Raw genomic sequence first — 19,593 nt, 5'->3', positions numbered from 1 at the left:
AGAGGTGCGGTCAGGCCGCGACGGTATCCGCCAGCGAAATGGTGGGAACGGCCTCGACGGGGCTCGTATCGTCATGCCGCACGGGGCGCGGCTCGCCGAAGAGATAGCCCTGGCCGTATTCGGCGTTCAGGTCGAGGACATTCACCACTTCGCGCTCCGCCTCGATCTTGTCGGCGATGAGCTGGATGCCGTTGCGCTGCAAAAGCTCCTTCAGGTCGCCGGCATGGATATCCCCGCTCGCATTATTGTCGAGCAGCGTCTGGCCGGAGACCTTCACGAAGCGGAAATTCCGGTCGTAGAGCTGGGCCGGATCGAATTTCAGGCTGGTCACCTGGTCCATCGAGAAGCGGAAGCCGAGCTCGGCCAATGCGTCGAGGCTTTCCTGTTCCAGCGGCCCGAGCCCGTTGACCGTGCTCTGGCTGAATTCGAAGATGATGTGATGCGCCAGATCGCCGTTGTGCCGCATATAATCGATGAACTGCGGGAAGAAATCGGAATCGAGCAGCGAGAAGGCGGAGATGTTGCAGAAGATGCCGGCCTTCGAATTGCGCTGCATCAGCTTGCGGACCACCTGCACGCAGCGGAACAGCAGGATGTTATCGACCGTCGGCATCATGCCGGCGGGCTCCGCCACCCTCATGTAATCGCGCGGCATGATGAGCGCGCCTTCATCGGTGCGCAGGCGGGACAGCGCCTCGTAGAACACCGCCTTGCGCTGCGGCAAGGTCACAATGGGTTGCAGATAGAGATCGACGCGGTTCGTCTCCAGCGAATGCCGGATCGTATCGAGAAGTTCGGTATCGCTCATTTCTTCGACGGGCATGACCGGTACCGGCGGCGGCATGTCGCCTTCCGGGGCCTGGCGCGGCGCTTCATTTTCAGCGGGCAGGGCGGCGTCGCCCGGCATGGCGAGACCGCGTGTTTCGGCGAGCCTTTTCACCAGGGATTCGACGACGCGGATTTCCGAGAAGATGCGTTCCATCCGCTCCTGCGTCTCGCGCTCGAAGCGTTCTTCCAGCTCCACGATGCGGTCGCCGGCCCTGTCGAGATCCTGCGCAAGCTGGGCGGCGTGCTCGGACAGCCCGTCCAGTTCCCTGCGTACTTTCTTGCGCTCGATACCGCGCGCGATGGCGCTATGCGCTTCCGCGCCGAGAAGGCAGGCAATGATGCCGCCCAGCGTCGCGAGTTTCGGATCGAACCCGCCAATGGTCATCAGCCCGTAGCCGACCCCGATGGACGGCACGATATAAAGACCGGTGGCGACACCGTTGAGGATGGTGGTCTTGATAGACGGCATGAGTGCCCACCCCTTTAACCCAGTTGCCCAATGCGGCCGGTTCCCAACTCGATTGCCCAATCGAATGGCCGCAGGAATTCACTCTCCCTTCACCTTAAGGAGCGAGGACTTGCCAATCCGTTAACCAAAAGCGGCGGATCTAGCCGGGCATAGGAGGCGGCACCCGGCCCATGCTAGGCTTTTCCCAGCAAACGCGAAGGAGGCCGTCATGACCGCATATCAGTTCGAATTCCGTACCATTCGCGGCGAGGCCCTGCCGCTTTCGAGCTTCGAGGGGCAGCCCGTTCTTGTCGTGAACACGGCAAGCCAGTGCGGGCTCACGCCGCAATATCGCGAGCTGCAGGGCTTGTGGGAGCGCTACAAGGGCAAGGGCCTTGTGGTGCTTGGCGTCCCCTCCAACGATTTCGGCGCGCAGGAGCCGGGCACGGAAACGGAGATCGTGGAGTTCTGCGAGGTGAACTATTCCGTCGACTTTCCGATGACCGAAAAGCAGGTGGTGATCGGCGGCGAAGCGCACCCCTTCTACCAATGGGTGATAGAGATCGCGGGCGAGGACGCCGCGCCGAAATGGAACTTCCACAAATATCTGATCGGGCCGGAAGGCGAGCTCGTGAATGTCTTTCCCAGCAAGATGAGCCCGCTCGACGCAGCGATCGTGGATGAAATCGAAAAGCTCGTCGGCGCATGAGCTACGCCACCGTCGCGCGCGAGCTGGCGCGCTACAACAGATGGCAGAATGAAAGCCTTTCAGGCACCTTGTCCGGCATCGAGGAAAAGGAATTGCAGAGGGACCGCGGCATGTTCTTCGGCAGCATGCTGGCGACGCTCGATCACATCCTTTTGGTCGACCGCCGCCTGATGGCGATCATCCGCAACGAAGAGACGCCGGTCTTCGATCCGAAACAGCGCATCGCGAAAAATCTGGTGACCTGGCGCGACTTGCGGACGAAGGAAGATGACCGGATCATCGACATAGCCGACAAGGCTGAAGAGGACTGGTTCGACGAGATGGTCGGTTTTACCGTCAAGCGTATCGGCGTGAGCCTCAACAAGCCCCGATCCGTCTTCTGGTCGCAGCTCTTCAATCACCAGACCCACCACCGCTCGCAGGTGACGAGCGAGTTGCGGCATATGGGCGTCGATTACGGCATAACGGATATTCCGTTCAATCCCGATAGCCTGTTTCCCCGGACATGAAAAAGGCCCGGCATCGCTGCCGGGCCTTTCGCATTTCATGTTGCGCCGATCAATTGTTGGTCAGCGGCGAGAGGCGGATTTCCACGCGGCGGTTCTGCGCGCGGCCTTCCGCCGTGGCGTTGGAGGCGATGGGATTGGATTCGCCCATGCCCGTCACATAGAAGCGGCGGCTGTCGAGCCCCTGACTGACCAGATATTGCGCGACGCTGTTGGCGCGGCGCTCGGAAAGCGCCTGGTTGTACTGGGCGGAGCCTGTGGAGTCGGTGAAGCCCGCCACGTCGATCAGCGTCTTGTTGTATTCCTTCAGCACGATCGCGACCGAGTTCAGCACTTCATAGAAGTTGGAGCTGATATCGGAGGAATTGGTGGCGAAGGTCACATTGCCCGGCATGTTCAGGATGATGTCGTTGCCGACGCGCGTCACGCTGACGCCCGAATTGCGCAGCTTGCGCGTGAGCTCGGCTTCCTGACGGTCCATGTAGTTGCCGATGGCGCCGCCCGCCAGCGCGCCGACGCCTGCGCCCAGCAGGATGGCGTTCCGGTTGGCACCGCCGCGGCCGATAAGCGCGCCGCCGATGGCGCCTGCGAGGCCGCCCAGAAGCGCGCCCTTCGTGGCGCTGCTGGTCTGCTGTTCGCCGGTATAGGGGTCTTGCGTGGTGCAGGCCGCCAGCCCCAGTGACGAGCACACCATCACGATTGCGAATTTCTTCAGTATCATCATCAAGCTCCGGTTTGGGGAGGCCGGACACGCTCGCATGGTCCGGCTCCCGAAATATTTCCTGTGCTGTGACAACAGGCTACCCCGAAAGGCGCAACCCCGAATCCCTTGTCACGCACCTCTGTTCATTCGCGTCCCCCGGCGAGCCGTAAGCGGCGGCGCCGTCCGTCGGCCAATTCCTGCGCATCGCCATCGCGACCCTGTGGAATTGCCCGGCGCTAGTGTACAAAACCATGTCGGTTTAAGCGACAACCCATATTGACGTTTGCTCATGGCAGAATGTCGACAATCGGGGTAGCCACCGGCAGGGTAGGTCACCGGGCCGTTTATGCCCGGACAAGGAGCGGCCGGATGCAAGGGCCGCCAGCTAAAGAGGGAGCGAATTCATGTCTCTATTCGATCTGACGGGCAAGGTTGCCGTCGTCACCGGTTCGACCCGGGGTATCGGCGAGGCCATCGTCCATCGCATGGCCGAGCAGGGCGCCAAGGTGGTGGTGTCGAGCCGAAAGGCGGATGCCTGCGAAAAGGTCGCCGCTGACATCAACGCCAAGCATGACGGTGCGGCCATCGCCGTGCCTTGCAACATTTCCGAAAAAGCCGACCTTCAGCGTCTGGTGGACACGGCGAACGAGACCTTCGGAAAAATCGACATTCTGGTCTGCAACGCCGCGGTGAATCCTTATTTTGGCCCGTCGAAGGACATTCCGGATGAAGCCTTCGACAAGATCATGGACGTGAATGTGCGCAGCAATCACTGGCTCTGCCACATGGTCCTGCCCCAGATGGTGGAGCGCAAGGACGGGGCGGTCATCATCGTCTCCTCCATCGGCGGCCTGAAAGGCTCCCCCATTCTCGGCGCTTATTGCCTGTCCAAGGCGGCGGACTTCCAGCTTGCGCGCAATCTCGCGGTGGAATTCGGCGAACACAATATCCGCGCCAACTGCATCGCGCCGGGCCTCATCAAGACCGATTTCGCCCGCGCGCTGTGGGAAGACCCGGACATTCTGAAACGCTCCACGGCCGGTGCGCCGCTGAAGCGGATCGGCCTGCCGGACGAGATCGCCGGCGCGGCGGTTTTCCTGGCAAGCCCCGCCGGTGCCTTCATGACGGGCCAGTCGGTCGTCGTGGATGGCGGCGCCACTATCGCCTGAGGAAAAAAGATGACAGGTCGCCCGCTCTATATCCGCCCCTTCACCGCAGGCGACCGCGCGGCATGGGACGAGATGTGGGCGGGCTATCTGACCTTCTACGAAACATCGCTGGAGCCCGCCGTCTCCGACGATACATGGGAGCGCTTTCTCGAGCCCGCGCCGGGTCATATGGGGCTGATGGCGCTGGACGAGGAGATCGGCCCGGTCGGTTTTGCCCATGCCATCATCCATCCCGGCACATGGAGCCCGAGGCCCGTCTGCTATCTCGAAGATCTTTTCGTGAAGCCCGATGTCAGGGGACATGGCGTCGGACGCGCGCTGATCGAGTGGCTTGCCGAGCGCGGCCGCGGGGAAGGCTGGCTGCGCATTTACTGGCAAACCGCGCAAGACAACGTCCGCGCCCAGGCGCTCTACGACAAGCTCGCCGAACGCACCGACTGGCTGCGCTACGAGCTGGACCTCTAGGTCCGGATCGGCCCGCTAGTGACCGGGCGGCGTTTTTCGGTCATTCTCCTTCTCAAATCGCATTGGAGGAGGACGGACATGAAAAGCGTAGTCGTGACGGGCGTATCGACCGGGATCGGCCGGGGCGCCACCAGGGTGCTCGCCGAAAACGGCATCCATGTTTTCGGCACCGTCCGTAAACAGGAAGATGCCGACGCCCTGAAAAAGGAATTCGGCGACCGGGTCACGCCGCTCATCCTCGATGTGACGGACGAGGCGGCGCTGAGGCAGGCCGCCGCGGAAGTGCGCGAGAAGCTCGGCGGTGAAAAGCTTTTCGGCCTCGTCAACAATGCGGGCATCGCAGTGTCCGGCCCGCTTGTGGAAATCAATCCCGACGATGTGCGCACGCAGCTCGAAGTGAATGTGATGGGGCCGCTGCTGACCACGCAGGCCTTTGCGCCGCTGCTCGGCACCGATCCGGACCTCAAGGGCGAGCCGGGCCGCATCGTCAATATCAGCTCGGTGGGCGGCAGGCGGGCCTTTCCGTTCCTCGGTCCCTATTCGGCCTCGAAATTCGCGGTGGAAGGCATGTCGGAAGCGCTGCGGCGCGAACTCATGCTTTTCGGCATCGATGTCATCGTCGTCGCGCCGGGCGCGGTCAGGACCAATATCTGGGACAAGGCGGAAGAGATCGACGTCACGCCCTATTCGAACAGCCCCTATCTCGACATCCTCCAGAACTTCCAGACCAATTTCGTGGCGCAGGGGCGGCAGGGCCTCAAACCGGAATATCTGGGCGAGGTGATCCTGAACGCGCTGTCGGCTCAAAGTCCCAAGACGCGCTATGAGGTCTCGCCCGACCCCTTCATCCAGCAAATGATGACGCGCTACCTGCCGCCACGCATGCTGGACAAGATGATTGCAAAAATGCTCGGCCTCAAGCAGATGAAATAAAAGGGTTTTTCAGAGTGCGTTTCGTCTGACGAAATACAAAAAGGCGGCGCGTGACATCTGAACGGCCCTGACGGAACCTCCCCCCGCATCAGACACACAATTGCAGGGATGGAGACCGATGGCCGACCTTCTGGAAACTTCGGCGCGCTTTATCGACAACGATATCTATGAGGGCGCGGGGCTTATCAACCGTCCCACCACCGAGCTGTCCGAGGTCGGCGACGGCATCGCACTCATCGAGGCGTTTTCCCATGTGGTGACGTTCCGCACCGGCGACGGCCTCGTGCTTTTCGATACGAGCCTCGAAGCCTTTGCCGATGGCGTGAAGAAATCGCTGCGCCGCTGGACCGACGAACCGGTCTCCAACATCTGTTACACCCATGGCCATGCCGACCATGTGGGTGGCACGGGCTGCTTTCTCTGCGAAGCGCAGGAGAACAGGGCGAAGAAGCCGCAGGTGATCGGGCATGAAAATGTGGTCCCGCGCTTCCGCCGCTACGAGCTGACCAACGACTACAATTTCACGATCAATGCGCGCCAGTTTGCCCCCGCCGAAGAGCTGCGCATGGGGCAGGGCACCGGCCCGTCGCATCACCGCTTCGGTCCCGACCCTTGGGTGAACCCCGACCTCACCTTCCGCGACCGCATGTCGTTCAAGGCAGGCGATACGAGTTTCGAGCTGCATCACGCCATTGGCGAAACGGACGATCATCTCTGGGCCTGGGTGCCCGAGCACAAGGCGGTCTGCACCGGCGACTTCGTGACCTGGGTCTTTCCCAATGCGGGCAATCCGCAAAAGGTGCAGCGCTATCCGCTGGAATGGGCCAACGCGCTGCGCGCCATGATGGCTTACGAGCCGGAATTGCTGCTGCCTGCCCACGGCCTTCCCATTGCGGGCAAGGCGCGCATCGCCGGTGTGCTCGACACGATCGCGAGTGCGCTGGAGCTGCTGGTGAAGCAGTCGCTGGAGATGATGAATGCGGGTGCCCGGCTCGACGAGATCATCCATTCGGTGAAGCTGCCCGCCAGCTATTTCGACAAGCCTTACCTCAAGCCCGTCTATGACGAGCCGGAATTCATCATTCACAATATCTGGCGGCTTTACGGCGGCTGGTATGACGGCAATCCCTCGCGCCTGAAGCCCGCGCCGGACGCGGCGGTGGCTGCCGAAGTTGCAGCGCTGGCCGGCGGCAATGCAGCGCTTATCGCGCGGGCCCGGGAGCTGGCCGAAAAGGGCGAGATGCGGCTTGCCTGCCATCTGGCGGAAATGGCCGCGCTGGCCGACCCCGACAACCGGGAGGCCCATGCCGCCCGTGCGGAGGTTTACGGCAAGCGCCGCAAGGAAGAGGTCTCGCTCATGTCCAAGGGCATTTTCGGTTTCGCCGAGCGCCAGTCGAAGCAGAAGGCCGGCATCAACGAATAGCCGACAGACCAAATAAAAACCCCTCGCAGGGGGGAGCTGCGAGGGGTTTGATATCGGGACCGGCCTGAGGGGGAGGGGAGGGCCGGTCCCGTTACTATCAGAGGGAACAATCCATAGGTGGGTTGCACATCGCGCCCTCGCAAGGGGCCGGAAGAGGCAAAGGGTCTGCCAAAGTGTCGCACCCCTTTTGGCCCTGTTTTCCGGCCTTTTCCGTCGGTTTAGCCCGCCCGGTCGAGCACGTTCCGGAACTTTTCGAAAATCTCCGCGACATGGGATTCCTCCGCGATCAGCGGCGGCGACATGGCCAGCGTGTCGCCCGAGACGCGCAGCATGATGTTTTCGTTATGGAACGCATCGCGCATGACGTCGAAGCCGCGCTTGCCCGGTAGCCCGTCCACCGGCGCAAGGTCGAAGCCGACGGCAAGGCCGATGGTGCGGATGTCGAGCACCAGCGGGTGATCCTTCAGCGCCATGGCCGCTTCCGCGAATTTCGGCTCCAGCGCGCGGGCGCGTTCGAAAAGGCCTTCGTCCCGATAGAGGTCGAGCGTGGCAAGACCCGCCGCCGACGCCATGGGATGGCCCGAATAGGTGTAGCCGTGGAAAAGGTCGATGGCGTGGTCGGGGCCGGTCTGGAAGGCTTCGTAGATGTGGTTGCGCACGATACAGCCGCCCATCGGCACGGTGCCGGAGGTGACGCCCTTGGCAAAGGTGAGGATGTCCGGCGTGACGCCGAAGCGTTCGGCCGCCGTGGCGTGGCCGAGGCGTCCGAAGCCCGTAATCACCTCGTCGAAAATCATCAGAATGCCGTGCTGGTCGCAGATCTCGCGCACCCGTTCCAGATAGCCCTTGGGCGGCGGCAGCACGCCGGTCGAACCCGCCATCGGCTCCACGATCACCGCGGCGATGGTGGAGGCGTCATGCAGCTCCACCAGGCGCTGGAGGTCGTCGGCCAGATGCGCACCCCATTCCGGCTGGCCGATGGTGAAGGCCTGCTCGTCGCGGTTATAGGTGTGGCGGAGGTGATCGGTACCGGACAGAAGCGGCCCGTAGAATTTGCGGTTGGCGACCATGCCGCCGACCGAAATGCCGCCGAAGCCGACACCGTGATAGCCGCGCTCGCGGCCGATAAGGCGGGTACGGCTGCCCTCGCCGTTCATCCGATGATAGGCGATGGCGATCTTGAGCGCCGTGTCGGCGGCCTCGGAACCGGAATTGGCGAAGAACACATGATCTAGGTCGTTCGGCGCAAGCTGCGCGATGCGGCTGGCAAGCTCGAAAGCCTTCGGGTGGCCGAACTGGAAGGACGGCGCGAAATCGAGTTCCGCCGCCTGGGCCTGGATCGCGGAGACGATGGGCTCGCGGCAATGGCCGGCATTACAGCACCAAAGCCCCGCCGTCGCATCGAGCACCTGCTCGCCGTCGGTCTTGTAATAATGCATGTCCTTCGCGCGGGAGATCAGGCGCGGCTCGCGCTTGAACTGCCGGTTGGGCGTGAAGGGAAGCCAGAAGCTTTCAAGATCGTTCGGCGCGGGGGCATCTGCGCTCATAATGCGGTCTCCTTGAGGCAATCGCGGTACAAAATCTGTCATGGGAAACTAACCGATTGAAATATTCCCGCCACCCGAAAGCAAGGCGGTTCAGCGGTATTTTCATGCGTGACTTGCCCGTCGCGTCTAGTATCTTAAACGCATGGCAGGTGATTTCAGACGCGCCCATGGCGCAAGCGATAAACCGGCGCCCTCAAGCGGGGAAACCGCGGAGGCGGGCGACGACGTGCCCGATATCGGTTCGCGGCTGAAAGAGCTGCGCAAGATGCACGGGCTCTCGCAGCGCGAACTCGCCAAGCGCGCCGGCGTCACCAATGGCACCATCTCGCTCATCGAGCAGAACCGCATCAGCCCCTCCATCGGGTCGCTGAAGAAGGTGCTGGGCGGCTTTCCGATCTCGATCGCTGATTTCCTGACCCTCGACCTGAAACCGCGCCGCAAGGTCTTCTATGAGGCGAAGGAACTGCGCGAAATCTCCAAAGGCGATGTGAGCTTTCGCCTCGTCGGCCGCGACACGCGGGGCCGCTCCATCCAGATGATGCATGAGCGCTATGTACCCGGCGCCGATACGGGCGAGGAGATGCTCTCCCATGCGGGTGAGGAATGCGGCATCGTGATTTCCGGCGTGATGGAACTGACCGTCGGCGGCGAAGTGCGCAAGCTGGTGGCGGGCGATGCCTTCTATTTCGACAGTCGTCTGCCGCATCGCTTCCGCAATCCGGGCACTATCGACTGCGTCGTCGTCTCGGCCTGCACGCCCCCGAGCTTTTAAGACGATCCGTACCGGGATAGACGTCATTGCGCCCTGCTTATGGTAAGGCCGGGCCGATTCGCTTGCCCGGGATCAAAAATCACCCCGTTTTTATCCTGTCGCTCCCGAAAGGGTTTTGAGGGAGACGGCACCGATGCTCTCATGGCGAAGGTGCCCCCGTCCCGATGACGGGCAGGGCCCGATCACGACACATTGCCGGGCTGACGGGATTCATGACGCGCAGAGCTGTCTCGGTCTTCGCATTATCGGGTCTGTTGGCGTCCGTTTGCGCGGGCGGCGCACTCGCTGCGCCCGATAACGCGCCCGACAGCTACATCTTTGCCGACCAGAACAATCTCATCTCCCTGCATCTCGACGCGCTCGAACGTGCGGTGGCAGACAAGACTGGTGCCTCTTCCGCCGGGCTGAGCTTTGCGGCGGCAAGCGGGCCTCAACTCGATCTCTCCGCGCTGCCCGATATTCACGAAGTGCCGGGCATGAGCGCGGCAAGGCTGCGCGAGACGACGCAGTGCACCGGCTGCGACCCGCAAGCCGCCGCGCGCATGACGGGCCGTCCGGCCTCCGTCTTCGAGGACGCCTATGCCGAGGCGGCGACGAAGGGCTGGCAGGCGGGATATGCGGCGATGGCGGCGGCTGCCGATCGCGAGCCGCCCGCCGCGCAGACGGCGAATTTCGGCAGCGAGCGCGCCTATCTCGGCTTCATCCGCCGGATCGTGCGCGGCTGGCAGCAGGCGGTGATCGGCATATACGAGGCCGACGGTCGGCTTGGGGAGGATCGCGCCGTCCGCTACCGCGAGGCGGTCGGCGGGGCGATGCTGCCTCTCGCCGCGAGCGACAAGGCCCCGCTCAGCGCGCGGTTCGGCTGGGCGTCGGGCGAGGAACTTGCCATGCGCGACCGTTGGCGCCGCGACGCCCGGCAGACGGAAATGGATACGACCGGCAAGGTGATCCGCGAAGCACGACGGGCCGCGTCGAGTTCGTCGCCGATGCCCCTGCTGCGGCCGGAAAGGCCGGCGGCGCCCTCGCCGGTCGATCTGCTGCCGGTCGCGCAATTCGTCTCCGGCCTTGCCTGGCGGCACCTCGCGCCGCGCAGCCTCGCTCTGGGCAATGGCAAGGATGTGAACTTCTGGGCGCATACCGCAGGCAGCTGGAAAGTCGGGCAGGCGACGCGACGCCTTGCAACGAGCGGCGGCGTCGCCTATCCGCTCGCCGATGACTGGGAAACCGGCGCGATCCTGACATGGGAAGAAACCCATCGCACGGCGACCGCCTCGCACGCCGCGCTGAACGGACGGGCATGGCTTGTCACGCCCTACCTCGCATGGGTGCCGGAACGGCATACGCGCATTCGGGTATATGGCGGGTATGGCTGGCGAGAAGACCGGGTGGAAAACCCGGAGGGTGCGGAACGCTATGCGGGCGAAGGCTGGCTGAGCGGGGCGGGCGTCCGGGCGCGGTGGAAGCTGGATGAGGAGGGGCGTTTCGTCTTCACCCCATCGGGCAGTCTGGATGCGTCGCGGATCGGTGTTGCCGCATCCCGGGACGGTGTTAGTGAAACCCGTATCCGCAAGCGGGCCACCGGCAGGGGCCGTCTGACGGTGAAAGTGGCGCCGACGGAATATTTCGCCGCCATCGAACCCTATTCCTCGATCTCGTCGCAATGGCGGCTGGACCGGATCGTCTATGGCGCCGCTGCGGGAGGGGTTGCCGCCACGCGTCATTTCATCCATGCGGTGGAGACCGGGGTAAGGCTGAAGGCGAGGGCCCTGCCTTTCAGCACCAGCCTGCGCGCGCGCCTGTCCGATACCGATGACGAGGCGGAAGAGGTCCGGATCGGCTGGAGCTTCAACTGGCCGCTCTAAGCATCAGAACGGTTTCACCACGGCCAGAAAGATCGCGGCCGGAATGGTGGTGACCACCAGAACCGTGCTGACCCGCAGGAAGCGCCAGTGAAAGGCGATGGCGGCCTCGTAGGAGTCCATATCGCCTGCGAGCCGCATCTCGCGCTTTGGCCGGGAAAAATGCGAGATGCGATAGTCCACGATCTCCATCGGAATGAAGACGAGAAGGACGAGGGTGAGTTTCGCCGCGAGCCAGCCCGAGCTTTCCGGCGACCAGTCGCCGATCCAGAGGAGCGTGAGCCCGGTCAGGAGCACCATCGGAAAGGCTACATGCTCCAGCATCACGCCCTGGTCGAAAGCCTCGATCATCTTGTTGCGATGTGCGATGGCGTCTGCGTCGTCGGGATTGTCGAACGCCTTGCGGAAGGCTGGCAGCACATAGTTCTGATAGGCGACGGCGGTCGAAAACGCCCAGATGGCGACGAAGATCAGGTGAAGGAACTTGATTTCGCCATACCAGGGCATAAGCAGGTCTTTCATCCTGCTTTCTCTCCTCTCGGCAATGGGTCCCGGTAGCGGCGGTCAGGCGTTGGCCGGTTCCTTGGCGCTCGCACTGTGCGTCAGGATATTCGTCGGGGGCTTGGAGAATTCCGGCTTCTCCGCCGTCAGCGCGGCGAGCGCATTCTTCCGGTCTTCATCGGTGAAGTTGCCCGTCGTCAGGCAGAACTCGACGAAATTGTCGTTCGGGTCCTTGGTGTAGATCGAATAGCACCAGTTATGGTCGATCTCCAGCACGTCATGACCGGCATCGAGCCAGCGCTGCTTGCGCGCCTGCAACTCGTCCATGTCCTTCACATCGAAGGAGATGTGGTTGATATGGTCGGGCACGCCCGCGGCCTTGGAGAGATTGGTCTCGAAATTCTCCGTGCCCGGCATGTCGTGCATTTCCCAGAAGGCGATGAATTTGGAATCGTCTTCCATGCGGTAAAAGAAATGCTTGGCCCAGCCGCCCTGAGGCGAAGGGCCGACTTCAACCTTCACGAGCTGGAATCCCATCACGCCTTCATAGAAGTCGTGGATGGCTTTCATGTCGCGCGCGGCAAGCGCCAGATGATGATAACCCATCGTTCAGTCTCCTCCCTTTTGCGTGTCTGCTGTGTCCGTGTCGACCATGCTCATCACGTCGGCCGAGTTTCCCTCCGGCGCGTCGACCTCGACGATTCTCTCATCGACGTCGTCATATTCGAGCCGGAGCGCCTTGCTCATCGTGGCATGCATTTCGTAGGTGCAGGTCACATAGGTGAATTCGAGGATCTCTTCGTGGGAGAGATATTTCTTCATCTCGTCGAAGATCGCTTCGGGTACGCGCCCGCCCTGCAACACCAAGCAGTCTGTATAGGCCAGCAGTGCGCGCTCGACGGGCTCCCAGCAATTGGCGATGGGCCAGTGCGGAATGGCCTCGATCTGCTCCTCGGTGAAACCCACATCGCGGCAGGCCTTGCAGTGCTGCGAGAAGACGAATTGCGAGCCGCGGGCGAAACCGGCCCGGATCTGCCCCAGCTCGCGCAGCTTCGGGTCGAGCTTGCGGTTCGGGCTCCGGTAGAACTGAAAGCCTTCTGTCGTGTGCTTGAAGGCATCCGGCACCAGCGCAAAGACGGTCCACCAGTTGCCGGGCGTGCCTGTTGCCGTGCCCGGCTCCTTCACCGGGTCGCGGTCGCCGAAAAGCATCTTGTAAAGTTGCTGGGTGAACGGATCGGCATCCGCCTTTCCGACCTCTCTCAAACGCGGCATCAGGCTCCCCTCCCATTGCGTTGATGGAAAAACGTAAGATAAACTGACAATACGCACAAGGGAGAAATCTTGGGATGACCCGCCAGACCGGCCTCTTGATGGCCCAGCTCCTCAACCGCTTCATGTGGTTCGATGGCGCACTCCAGCGCAATCTGGACAAGCGCGGCTGGGGCGGTGTGCGCCGTCTTGAATCCATGACCATGATGTATGTGCAGGCTGGCATCCGCCGTCCCTCGGAACTGGCGCGGCTGATCGGCGTGACGCGCCAATCCATGAACACGGCGCTGCGCGAGCTGGAAGAAAAGAAGCTGGTCCGCCTGCTGCCCGACCCGCAGGACAAACGCTGCAAGATCGTGGAATTCGCCCCGGAGGGTGCTGCCATGCGGCAGGAGGCGCTTCACGTGATAGAGGAACTGGAAGCGCTGCTGGACCGGAGGCTGGGCGAAGGGGCGGCGGACAGGCTTGCCGAAATTCTCGACGCCGATTGGGGAGAGGCGCCGCTGCTGGACGCGAGCGGCGAGAGAAAAAAGAAAGAAGCGATATGAGCGAGACGAAGACGCTGGACGAATTGCTGGTGGCCCCCGGCCTGATCGTGGCGCCCGGCGCCTATGATGCGCTGTCGGCGAGGCTGGCCATGCAGGCGGGCGCGGATGCCGTCTATATGACGGGCTTCGGCGTGGCGGGCTCGACGTTGGGCCTGCCCGATATCGGTCTGATGAGCGCAAGCGAGATGGTCGCCCGCGTCGCCGCGCTGGCAGAGGCCAGCGCGCCCGTGCCGCTCTTTGCCGATGGCGATAACGGCCATGGCGGCCCGCTCAATGCGGCGCGTCTCACACGCGCCTACGAACGGGCGGGCGCGGCCTGCATCCAGATCGAGGATCAGGCCTTCCCCAAGCGCTGCGGCCATATGGAAGGCAAGGAAGTGATCGGGCGGGAGGATGCCGCCGCCAAGATCCGCGCCTGCGTGGACGCACGGTCGAGCAAGGCCTTCAAGGTCATGGCGCGGACCGATGCCCGCGCGACGCATGACCTCGACGAGGCCTTGAGGCGCGGCGAGGCCTTCCTCGAAGCGGGCGCAGATCTTCTTTTCATCGAGGCCCCGCAGACGGAAGCGGAAATGACGAAGGTTTGCGAGACCTTCAAGGGGGTGCCGCTGGTCGCCAACATGGTGGAGGACGGCAAGACGCCCTATCTTCCCGCCCGTGAGCTGGAGGCGCTGGGCTTCAAGCTGGCGATCTATCCCGTGGCGGCGCTTCTGGCCGTGACGGCAAGGCTGCAATCGGTCTATGCAACGCTTCTCAAAGGGGAGGGGCTGCCGCAAGGGACCGAGCGGGTCACCTTCCAGCGCTATAACGAGCTGATCGGCCTGCCCGAAATGCTGGCCGAGGCGGCGAAACTCGCCACCGAAGAATAAGACGAGGAGACGGTATGCCGAGCTGGGCCAATATCATGAAGCGGATCGCGGCGGGGGAAACGGAAAAAGCTCCGCCCCATGTGACGGCCCTCAATCTCTATTCGGGCGAGCTGACGGTGCTGGAGCCGGGCCGTATCCGCTTCGACTGGCCGGTAAACCCGGACTACATGAACCCGGTGGCCGTTTTCGGCGGCTATCTGGCGACGCTTGCCGACCAGACCTGCTCCTTCGCCCTGATGAGCATGCTGGAGGACGACAAAAATTTCACCACCGCCGACCTCCAGATGCATTTCTTCCGCCCCGTGACCGCCGGTACGCTCCATTGCGAGGGACATGTGGTCAACAAGTCGAAGAACCAGGCCTATGTAGAGGCTGTCTTCACCAATGACGAGGGCAAGCTCTGCCTGAAGGCGAGGGCGGTGGAGAAGATCATTCCGGCCTGACCCGCCCCTGTGTCATTGCCGGGCTCGACCCGGCAATCCAGCGCATAGATATGCGGTATGCCGCTCTGGATGCCCGGATTAAGTCCGGGCATGACAATGTGGGGTGTTGCGCCCGTTACTGGACTGTTAGGGGTTCGGCTGCTAGAAACCGGCGCATGACAAAGCTCGTTTCCATAGGGGCGGATGAGGGGTGCAAGCCCTGCATAGCGCCGCGAATTAGCCGCCCGGCGTGCCGCTGAGCGCCCCTATGACGAGGGGCCGGGGCACGGACCGGGACCCATCCTGAGCATTCGCGCGAACCCCGAACTTTCCGAGACCCCTCATGTCATCTGAAACGAAATCCGATTCCGCCAACACCGAAGAAGCCGGCCGCGACTATCGCGAGACGCTCTTCCTGCCCAAAACCGACTTCCCCATGAAGGCGGGTCTGCCCAAGCGCGAGCCGGAATGGCTCGCCCGCTGGGAGAAGATGGACCTCTACAAGCGCCTGCGGGAAGAATCCAAGGGCCGCGAGACCTTCACCCTTCACGACGGCCCGCCCTACGCCAATGGCAACATCCATATCGGCCATGCCCTCAACAAGACGCTGAAGGACATCGTCGTCCGCTCGCAGCAGATGATGGGCAAGGACGCCGCCTACGTGCCCGGCTGGGACTGCCACGGCCTTCCCATCGAATGGAAAATCGAGGAGAAGTACCGCAAGAAGGGCAAGAACAAGGACGAGGTGCCGCCGCTCGAATTCCGCCGCGAATGCCGCGAGTTCGCCCAGAAATGGGTGGATGTGCAGCGCGAGGAGTTCAAGCGCCTCGGCGTGCAGGGCGACTGGGATAATCCCTACCTCACCATGGCCTATGACGCCGAAGCGGTGATCGTGCGCGAGTTCCAGAAATTCCTGATGAATGGCTCGCTCTATCGCGGCTCCAAGCCCGTCATGTGGTCGGTCGTCGAAAAGACCGCGCTGGCCGAAGCCGAAGTCGAATATGCCGATCACGTCTCGCCGACGATCTGGGTACGCTTCCCCATCGTTTCGCCACCTGCCGAACTGGACGGCGCGGCGATCGTCATCTGGACGACGACGCCCTGGACCATCCCCGGTAACCGCGCCATCGCCTATTCCGACAAGATCGACTACGGCCTTTACCGCATCGACGCGGTGAATGAGGGATCGCTGGCGAAAACCGGCGAAAAGATCGTGCTGGCCGATGCGCTGGCACCGGACGTGTTCAAGGCTGCGGGCGTCGAGTCGTGGGAACGTGTGCATCATGTCGATGCGACCATGCTGAAGGGCATGATCTGCGCGCATCCTTTCCGCGGGCAGGGCTATGAGTTCGACGTGCCGCTTCTCGCGGGCGACCATGTGACGGAAGAGGCCGGTACCGGCTTCGTCCACACCGCGCCGGGGCATGGCCAGGACGACTACATGCTCTGGGTACAGAATTTCGGCTACAAGGGCATCCCGGAAACGGTGAATGAGGAAGGCACCTATTACGATGACGTGCCGCTCTTCGCCGGATGCTTCGTGCTGAACCGGCAGGGCAAGGACGGCAATGCCAACAAGACCGTGATGGCGGAGCTTGAAAAGGCGGGCGCGCTGCTCGCCCATGGCAAGCTCACCCATTCCTATCCGCATAGCTGGCGTTCCAAGGCGCCGCTCATCTTCCGCAACACGGCGCAATGGTTCGTCGCCATGGACACGAAGATCGAGCCTGCGGGCGGCAAGCAGTTGCGCGATGTGGCGCTGGAAGAAATCGACAAGGTGCGCTGGGTGCCCGCGCGCGGGCGCAACCGTATCCATTCCATGGTCGAGGGCCGTCCCGACTGGGTGTTGTCCCGCCAGCGTGCATGGGGCGTGCCGCTGACGCTTTTCGTGAACAAAAACGATGGCTCGCTGCTGCGCGACGAAGCGGTGAATGCCCGCATCGTGGACGCCGTGGCGAAGGAAGGCGCGGATGCCTGGTTCGAGAAACCGGCAGGCGACTTCCTCGGCAATGACTACAATGCCGACGACTGGGAAAAGGTAACCGACATTCTCGATGTCTGGTTCGATTCAGGCTCCACCCACGCCTTCGTTCTGGAAGAACGCGGCATGCCGACGCCCGCCGACCTTTATCTGGAAGGCTCCGACCAGCATCGCGGCTGGTTCCAGTCCTCGCTTCTGGAAAGCTGCGCCACGCGCGGCCGCGCGCCTTACAAGCAGGTGCTGACCCATGGCATGACGCTGACCGACAAGGGCACCAAGATGTCCAAGTCGCTCGGCAATGCCATCGAGCCGGAGAAAGTCATCAAGCAGAACGGCGCCGACATCCTGCGCCTCTGGGTGGCGGGCACGGATTATTGGGACGACCACAATATCGGCGACGCGATCATCAAGTCGAATGTCGAAGCCTACCGCAAGCTGCGCAACACCTTCCGCTACATGCTCGGCAATCTCGCAGGCTTCGAAGAGAGCGAACGCGTGGCCGTCGCCGACATGCCGGAACTTGAGCGGTCGATCCTGCATCGCCTCGCAGAACTCGACGGGCTCGTGCGTCAGGCTTACATGGATTACGACTTCAAGCGCGTGACGCATACGCTGTCGAACTTCATGAATGTGGACCTCTCCGCCTTCTATTTCGACATCCGCAAGGACACGCTCTATTGCGATGCGCCTTCGAGCCTTCGCCGTCGTGCTTGCCGCACAGTGCTGGACGAACTCTTCAACTGCCTGACGGCCTGGCTTGCGCCGATACTCTGCTTCACGGTCGAGGAAGTGTGGCTGTCGCGCTTCCCGGGCGAGGACAATTCGGTGCATCTGCGCACCTTCCCCGACGTGCCCGCGGACTGGCGCAACGAGATGCTGTCGGAGAAGTGGAAGAAGGTGCGCGAGCTTCGCCGCGTCGTCACCGGTGCGCTGGAAGTGGAGCGCCGCGAAAAGCGCATAGGGGCAAGCCTCGAAGCCGCGCCCGAGGTTTATGTCTCCCGTCCTGAACTCATCGAAGCGATGCAGGGGATCGACCTTGCCGAAATTGCCATCACCAGCCAGGCCTCCCTTGTCGAGGGCGAGGGCCCGGCGGATGCCTTCCGCCTGGAAGACGTATCCGGCGTTGCCGTGGTGCCGAAACTGGCCGAGGGCCGCAAATGTGCGCGCTCCTGGAAAATTCTCCCCGAGGTCGGCTCCGATCCGGATTATCCTGACCTGACGCCCCGCGACGCTGAGGCGGTTCGGGAATGGGATGCGAAATCCGCGGCGTAAGCGGTAAGCGAAGGAAACGGCGATGAAATGGACGGCCTCCGATCTCTTCAAGCGTGAGACCTGGTGGGGGCCGCTTTCGCTCGCCGGAATCCTCGTCGCCATTCTCGCCTTCGCAACAGACCGCCTCCACAAATGGTGGATGCTTTTCCAGTACGACATGCCCGAAAAGGTCCGCGTTCAGGTCACGGGGTTTTTCGACCTCGTCATGGCCTGGAACAAGGGCGTGAGCTATGGCCTCTTTCAGGCGGAAGGAACGGGCGGGGTCGTGCTGCTCATTCTCTTTGCGCTGCTGGTCGTCAGCGGCTTGAGCCTCTGGCTTGCCCGGGTAACGCATTGGCGCATGGCGCTTGCCATCGGCCTCGTCATCGGCGGCGCGCTGGGCAATGTCTATGACCGATTCGTCTATGGAGCGGTCGCCGACTTCTTCAGTTTTCACGCCTGGGGCTATTACTGGTACATCTTCAATGTCGCCGATATCTGGATCGTGCTGGGCGTGATCCTGATTTTCCTCGATTCCATGCTGGAAGGCCGGGGAGAGAAGGCGGCGACGGATCGCGATGGCGGTGAGCGAGGCTGAGAAGGCTTCGCCTCTGGCCTAACCGGAACGATCTGCTAGGATGCGCCTCAAATATCGCGGTCACCGGGCAGGGTGCCGCGGAACGGATCGTCCCGAGTGCTGAAAAGCCTTTGGGGACAGGGAGTTGAACGGGTTCATGAGCATGTCCGCAAACAGGAAACCGGCTCGCCGCACGGCGGCCATCATTGCCATCGGAGCGCTTTCGCTGGGTCTGGCCGGCTGTGGCGGGGGTGGCCTTACAGACGCGCTGGGTATGGGCAAGAACGCGCCGGACGAGTTTGCCGTCGTCACCAAGGCGCCGCTTGTGATCCCGCCGGATTATTCGCTCCGCCCGCCCGAGCCGGGTGCGCCGCGCCCGCAGGAGGCAAGCCTGTCGCCCTCCGCCACCGCGCAGGAAGCCCTGATCGGCGGCAATGGACAAAGCGCCCCTGCCGCCGAAACGCTGTCGCCGGGTGAACAGGCGCTGCTGGCCAATGCGGGCGCCGACAAGGCCGATCCCCGTATCCGCCAGGTCGTGAATTCCGAAAGCCGCTCGCTCGTGGAACGCGATGACAGCTTCGTGGACGATGTTCTCTTCTGGAAAGACGGCAGCACGCCGCCCGCTGAGCCCATGGTGAACGCACCTGAAGAGGCCAAGCGCATCCGTGCGAACACGGCGGAAGGCAAGCCCGTCACGGAAGGCAAGACGCCGACTGTGGAGCCCGAGGAAAAGGGCATTCTGGAAGATATTTTCTGACTGCCCTCTCGACAGTTGATGTCACCCGCCACCTTCGCCGTCAGGGCGGGGCGACC

20 protein-coding genes are annotated in these 19,593 nt (G+C 62.8%); 14 read left to right on the top strand and 6 right to left on the bottom strand.

Annotated features, from left to right (window positions below):
• Window positions 1–10: 10 nt before the first annotated feature.
• Entirely contained in the window at window positions 11–1,297 is a 1,287-nt protein-coding gene (locus ACSSVQ_RS08130; protein ID WP_454182156.1) for an EAL domain-containing protein, read from the bottom strand.
• Window positions 1,298–1,505: 208 nt separating this feature from the next.
• Between ACSSVQ_RS08130 and ACSSVQ_RS08125 the strand changes: the two genes are divergently transcribed.
• Both ACSSVQ_RS08125 and ACSSVQ_RS08120 read left to right on the top strand, forming a co-directional pair.
• On the top strand, window positions 1,506–1,985 hold the full coding sequence (locus ACSSVQ_RS08125) for a glutathione peroxidase (RefSeq protein WP_454182154.1): 480 nt from the start codon (window positions 1,506–1,508) through the stop codon (window positions 1,983–1,985).
• Window positions 1,982–2,494: a DinB family protein gene (locus ACSSVQ_RS08120; protein ID WP_454182152.1), complete on the top strand. Its 513-nt coding sequence runs from the start codon at window positions 1,982–1,984 to the stop codon at window positions 2,492–2,494. The genes ACSSVQ_RS08125 and ACSSVQ_RS08120 overlap by 4 nt, the downstream gene beginning before the upstream one ends.
• Before the next feature lie 49 nt (window positions 2,495–2,543).
• Here ACSSVQ_RS08120 and ACSSVQ_RS08115 read toward each other — a convergent pair whose 3' ends face one another.
• The gene (locus tag ACSSVQ_RS08115) at window positions 2,544–3,209 is read right to left on the bottom strand and encodes an OmpA family protein (RefSeq protein WP_454184666.1); all 666 of its coding nucleotides are present in this window, start codon (window positions 3,207–3,209) and stop codon (window positions 2,544–2,546) included.
• Window positions 3,210–3,598: 389 nt separating this feature from the next.
• Here ACSSVQ_RS08115 and ACSSVQ_RS08110 point away from each other — a divergent pair, with 389 nt between their 5' ends.
• From ACSSVQ_RS08110 to ACSSVQ_RS08095, 4 genes are all read left to right on the top strand, one after another.
• Window positions 3,599–4,363, top strand: coding sequence for an SDR family NAD(P)-dependent oxidoreductase (locus ACSSVQ_RS08110; RefSeq protein WP_454182150.1), 765 nt, complete (start codon window positions 3,599–3,601; stop codon window positions 4,361–4,363).
• A 9-nt stretch (window positions 4,364–4,372) separates the two neighbouring features.
• Window positions 4,373–4,828 (top strand): N-acetyltransferase family protein, encoded by a 456-nt coding sequence (locus tag ACSSVQ_RS08105; protein ID WP_454182148.1) that lies wholly within the window; start codon window positions 4,373–4,375, stop codon window positions 4,826–4,828.
• Between the two features lie 78 nt (window positions 4,829–4,906).
• Window positions 4,907–5,761, top strand: coding sequence for an SDR family oxidoreductase (locus ACSSVQ_RS08100; RefSeq protein ID WP_454182146.1), 855 nt, complete (start codon window positions 4,907–4,909; stop codon window positions 5,759–5,761).
• A gap of 118 nt (window positions 5,762–5,879) precedes the next feature.
• Window positions 5,880–7,184, top strand: a complete 1,305-nt coding sequence (locus tag ACSSVQ_RS08095; RefSeq protein WP_454182145.1) for an alkyl sulfatase dimerization domain-containing protein — start codon at window positions 5,880–5,882, stop codon at window positions 7,182–7,184.
• Between the two features lie 218 nt (window positions 7,185–7,402).
• Here ACSSVQ_RS08095 and ACSSVQ_RS08090 read toward each other — a convergent pair whose 3' ends face one another.
• Complete coding sequence (locus ACSSVQ_RS08090) at window positions 7,403–8,731, bottom strand: aminotransferase class III-fold pyridoxal phosphate-dependent enzyme (protein ID WP_454182143.1); 1,329 nt, start codon at window positions 8,729–8,731, stop codon at window positions 7,403–7,405.
• A gap of 142 nt (window positions 8,732–8,873) precedes the next feature.
• Between ACSSVQ_RS08090 and ACSSVQ_RS08085 the strand changes: the two genes are divergently transcribed.
• The gene (locus ACSSVQ_RS08085; RefSeq protein WP_454182141.1) at window positions 8,874–9,503 is read left to right on the top strand and encodes a cupin domain-containing protein; all 630 of its coding nucleotides are present in this window, start codon (window positions 8,874–8,876) and stop codon (window positions 9,501–9,503) included.
• Window positions 9,504–9,715: 212 nt separating this feature from the next.
• The gene (locus ACSSVQ_RS08080; RefSeq protein WP_454182140.1) at window positions 9,716–11,365 is read left to right on the top strand and encodes a hypothetical protein; all 1,650 of its coding nucleotides are present in this window, start codon (window positions 9,716–9,718) and stop codon (window positions 11,363–11,365) included.
• A gap of 3 nt (window positions 11,366–11,368) precedes the next feature.
• Here ACSSVQ_RS08080 and ACSSVQ_RS08075 read toward each other — a convergent pair whose 3' ends face one another.
• From ACSSVQ_RS08075 to ACSSVQ_RS08065, 3 genes are read right to left on the bottom strand one after another with little or no spacing between them, the layout of a single operon-like run.
• A complete protein-coding gene (locus ACSSVQ_RS08075; RefSeq protein ID WP_454182138.1) occupies window positions 11,369–11,884 on the bottom strand; it encodes a hypothetical protein in 516 nt (171 codons plus the stop codon).
• Between the two features lie 42 nt (window positions 11,885–11,926).
• Window positions 11,927–12,469: a VOC family protein gene (locus tag ACSSVQ_RS08070; RefSeq protein WP_454182136.1), complete on the bottom strand. Its 543-nt coding sequence runs from the start codon at window positions 12,467–12,469 to the stop codon at window positions 11,927–11,929.
• Window positions 12,470–12,472: 3 nt separating this feature from the next.
• The gene (locus ACSSVQ_RS08065; protein ID WP_454182134.1) at window positions 12,473–13,135 is read right to left on the bottom strand and encodes a carboxymuconolactone decarboxylase family protein; all 663 of its coding nucleotides are present in this window, start codon (window positions 13,133–13,135) and stop codon (window positions 12,473–12,475) included.
• Window positions 13,136–13,209: 74 nt separating this feature from the next.
• On the opposite strand from ACSSVQ_RS08065, the gene ACSSVQ_RS08060 reads away from it, so the two are divergent.
• From ACSSVQ_RS08060 to ACSSVQ_RS08035, 6 genes are all read left to right on the top strand, one after another.
• Complete coding sequence (locus ACSSVQ_RS08060; RefSeq protein WP_454182133.1) at window positions 13,210–13,680, top strand: MarR family winged helix-turn-helix transcriptional regulator; 471 nt, start codon at window positions 13,210–13,212, stop codon at window positions 13,678–13,680.
• The gene (locus ACSSVQ_RS08055; protein WP_454182131.1) at window positions 13,677–14,549 is read left to right on the top strand and encodes an isocitrate lyase/PEP mutase family protein; all 873 of its coding nucleotides are present in this window, start codon (window positions 13,677–13,679) and stop codon (window positions 14,547–14,549) included. Before ACSSVQ_RS08060 ends, ACSSVQ_RS08055 begins: the two co-directional genes overlap by 4 nt.
• A gap of 14 nt (window positions 14,550–14,563) precedes the next feature.
• On the top strand, window positions 14,564–14,992 hold the full coding sequence (locus ACSSVQ_RS08050; RefSeq protein ID WP_454182130.1) for a PaaI family thioesterase: 429 nt from the start codon (window positions 14,564–14,566) through the stop codon (window positions 14,990–14,992).
• A gap of 322 nt (window positions 14,993–15,314) precedes the next feature.
• Window positions 15,315–18,224: an isoleucine--tRNA ligase gene (gene ileS, locus ACSSVQ_RS08045; protein ID WP_454182128.1), complete on the top strand. Its 2,910-nt coding sequence runs from the start codon at window positions 15,315–15,317 to the stop codon at window positions 18,222–18,224.
• Between the two features lie 22 nt (window positions 18,225–18,246).
• Window positions 18,247–18,801 (top strand): signal peptidase II, encoded by a 555-nt coding sequence (gene lspA, locus ACSSVQ_RS08040; RefSeq protein ID WP_454182126.1) that lies wholly within the window; start codon window positions 18,247–18,249, stop codon window positions 18,799–18,801.
• A gap of 136 nt (window positions 18,802–18,937) precedes the next feature.
• Entirely contained in the window at window positions 18,938–19,537 is a 600-nt protein-coding gene (locus tag ACSSVQ_RS08035) for a DUF3035 domain-containing protein (RefSeq protein WP_454182124.1), read from the top strand.
• The last annotated feature ends 56 nt before the right edge of the window (window positions 19,538–19,593 follow it).

The sequence above is a fragment of the Parvibaculum sp. MBR-TMA-1.3b-4.2 genome, assembly GCF_053628815.1.
This window is presented reverse-complemented; position numbering and strand designations above follow the sequence as displayed.

Excerpts from the sequence above, each read along its gene's own strand:
- ACSSVQ_RS08130 (WP_454182156.1), bottom strand. The coding sequence starts at position 1,297 with ATGCCGTCTATCAAGACCACCATCCTCAACGGTGTCGCCACCGGTCTT.
- ACSSVQ_RS08125 (WP_454182154.1), top strand. The coding sequence starts at position 1,506 with ATGACCGCATATCAGTTCGAATTCCGTACCATTCGCGGCGAGGCCCTG.
- ACSSVQ_RS08120 (WP_454182152.1), top strand. The coding sequence starts at position 1,982 with ATGAGCTACGCCACCGTCGCGCGCGAGCTGGCGCGCTACAACAGATGG.
- ACSSVQ_RS08110 (WP_454182150.1), top strand. The coding sequence starts at position 3,599 with ATGTCTCTATTCGATCTGACGGGCAAGGTTGCCGTCGTCACCGGTTCG.
- ACSSVQ_RS08105 (WP_454182148.1), top strand. The coding sequence starts at position 4,373 with ATGACAGGTCGCCCGCTCTATATCCGCCCCTTCACCGCAGGCGACCGC.
- ACSSVQ_RS08100 (WP_454182146.1), top strand. The coding sequence starts at position 4,907 with ATGAAAAGCGTAGTCGTGACGGGCGTATCGACCGGGATCGGCCGGGGC.
- ACSSVQ_RS08095 (WP_454182145.1), top strand. The coding sequence starts at position 5,880 with ATGGCCGACCTTCTGGAAACTTCGGCGCGCTTTATCGACAACGATATC.
- ACSSVQ_RS08090 (WP_454182143.1), bottom strand. The coding sequence starts at position 8,731 with ATGAGCGCAGATGCCCCCGCGCCGAACGATCTTGAAAGCTTCTGGCTT.
- ACSSVQ_RS08085 (WP_454182141.1), top strand. The coding sequence starts at position 8,874 with ATGGCAGGTGATTTCAGACGCGCCCATGGCGCAAGCGATAAACCGGCG.
- ACSSVQ_RS08080 (WP_454182140.1), top strand. The coding sequence starts at position 9,716 with ATGACGCGCAGAGCTGTCTCGGTCTTCGCATTATCGGGTCTGTTGGCG.
- ACSSVQ_RS08075 (WP_454182138.1), bottom strand. The coding sequence starts at position 11,884 with ATGAAAGACCTGCTTATGCCCTGGTATGGCGAAATCAAGTTCCTTCAC.
- ACSSVQ_RS08070 (WP_454182136.1), bottom strand. The coding sequence starts at position 12,469 with ATGGGTTATCATCATCTGGCGCTTGCCGCGCGCGACATGAAAGCCATC.
- ACSSVQ_RS08065 (WP_454182134.1), bottom strand. The coding sequence starts at position 13,135 with ATGCCGCGTTTGAGAGAGGTCGGAAAGGCGGATGCCGATCCGTTCACC.
- ACSSVQ_RS08060 (WP_454182133.1), top strand. The coding sequence starts at position 13,210 with ATGACCCGCCAGACCGGCCTCTTGATGGCCCAGCTCCTCAACCGCTTC.
- ACSSVQ_RS08055 (WP_454182131.1), top strand. The coding sequence starts at position 13,677 with ATGAGCGAGACGAAGACGCTGGACGAATTGCTGGTGGCCCCCGGCCTG.
- ACSSVQ_RS08050 (WP_454182130.1), top strand. The coding sequence starts at position 14,564 with ATGCCGAGCTGGGCCAATATCATGAAGCGGATCGCGGCGGGGGAAACG.
- ileS (WP_454182128.1), top strand. The coding sequence starts at position 15,315 with ATGTCATCTGAAACGAAATCCGATTCCGCCAACACCGAAGAAGCCGGC.
- lspA (WP_454182126.1), top strand. The coding sequence starts at position 18,247 with ATGAAATGGACGGCCTCCGATCTCTTCAAGCGTGAGACCTGGTGGGGG.
- ACSSVQ_RS08035 (WP_454182124.1), top strand. The coding sequence starts at position 18,938 with ATGAGCATGTCCGCAAACAGGAAACCGGCTCGCCGCACGGCGGCCATC.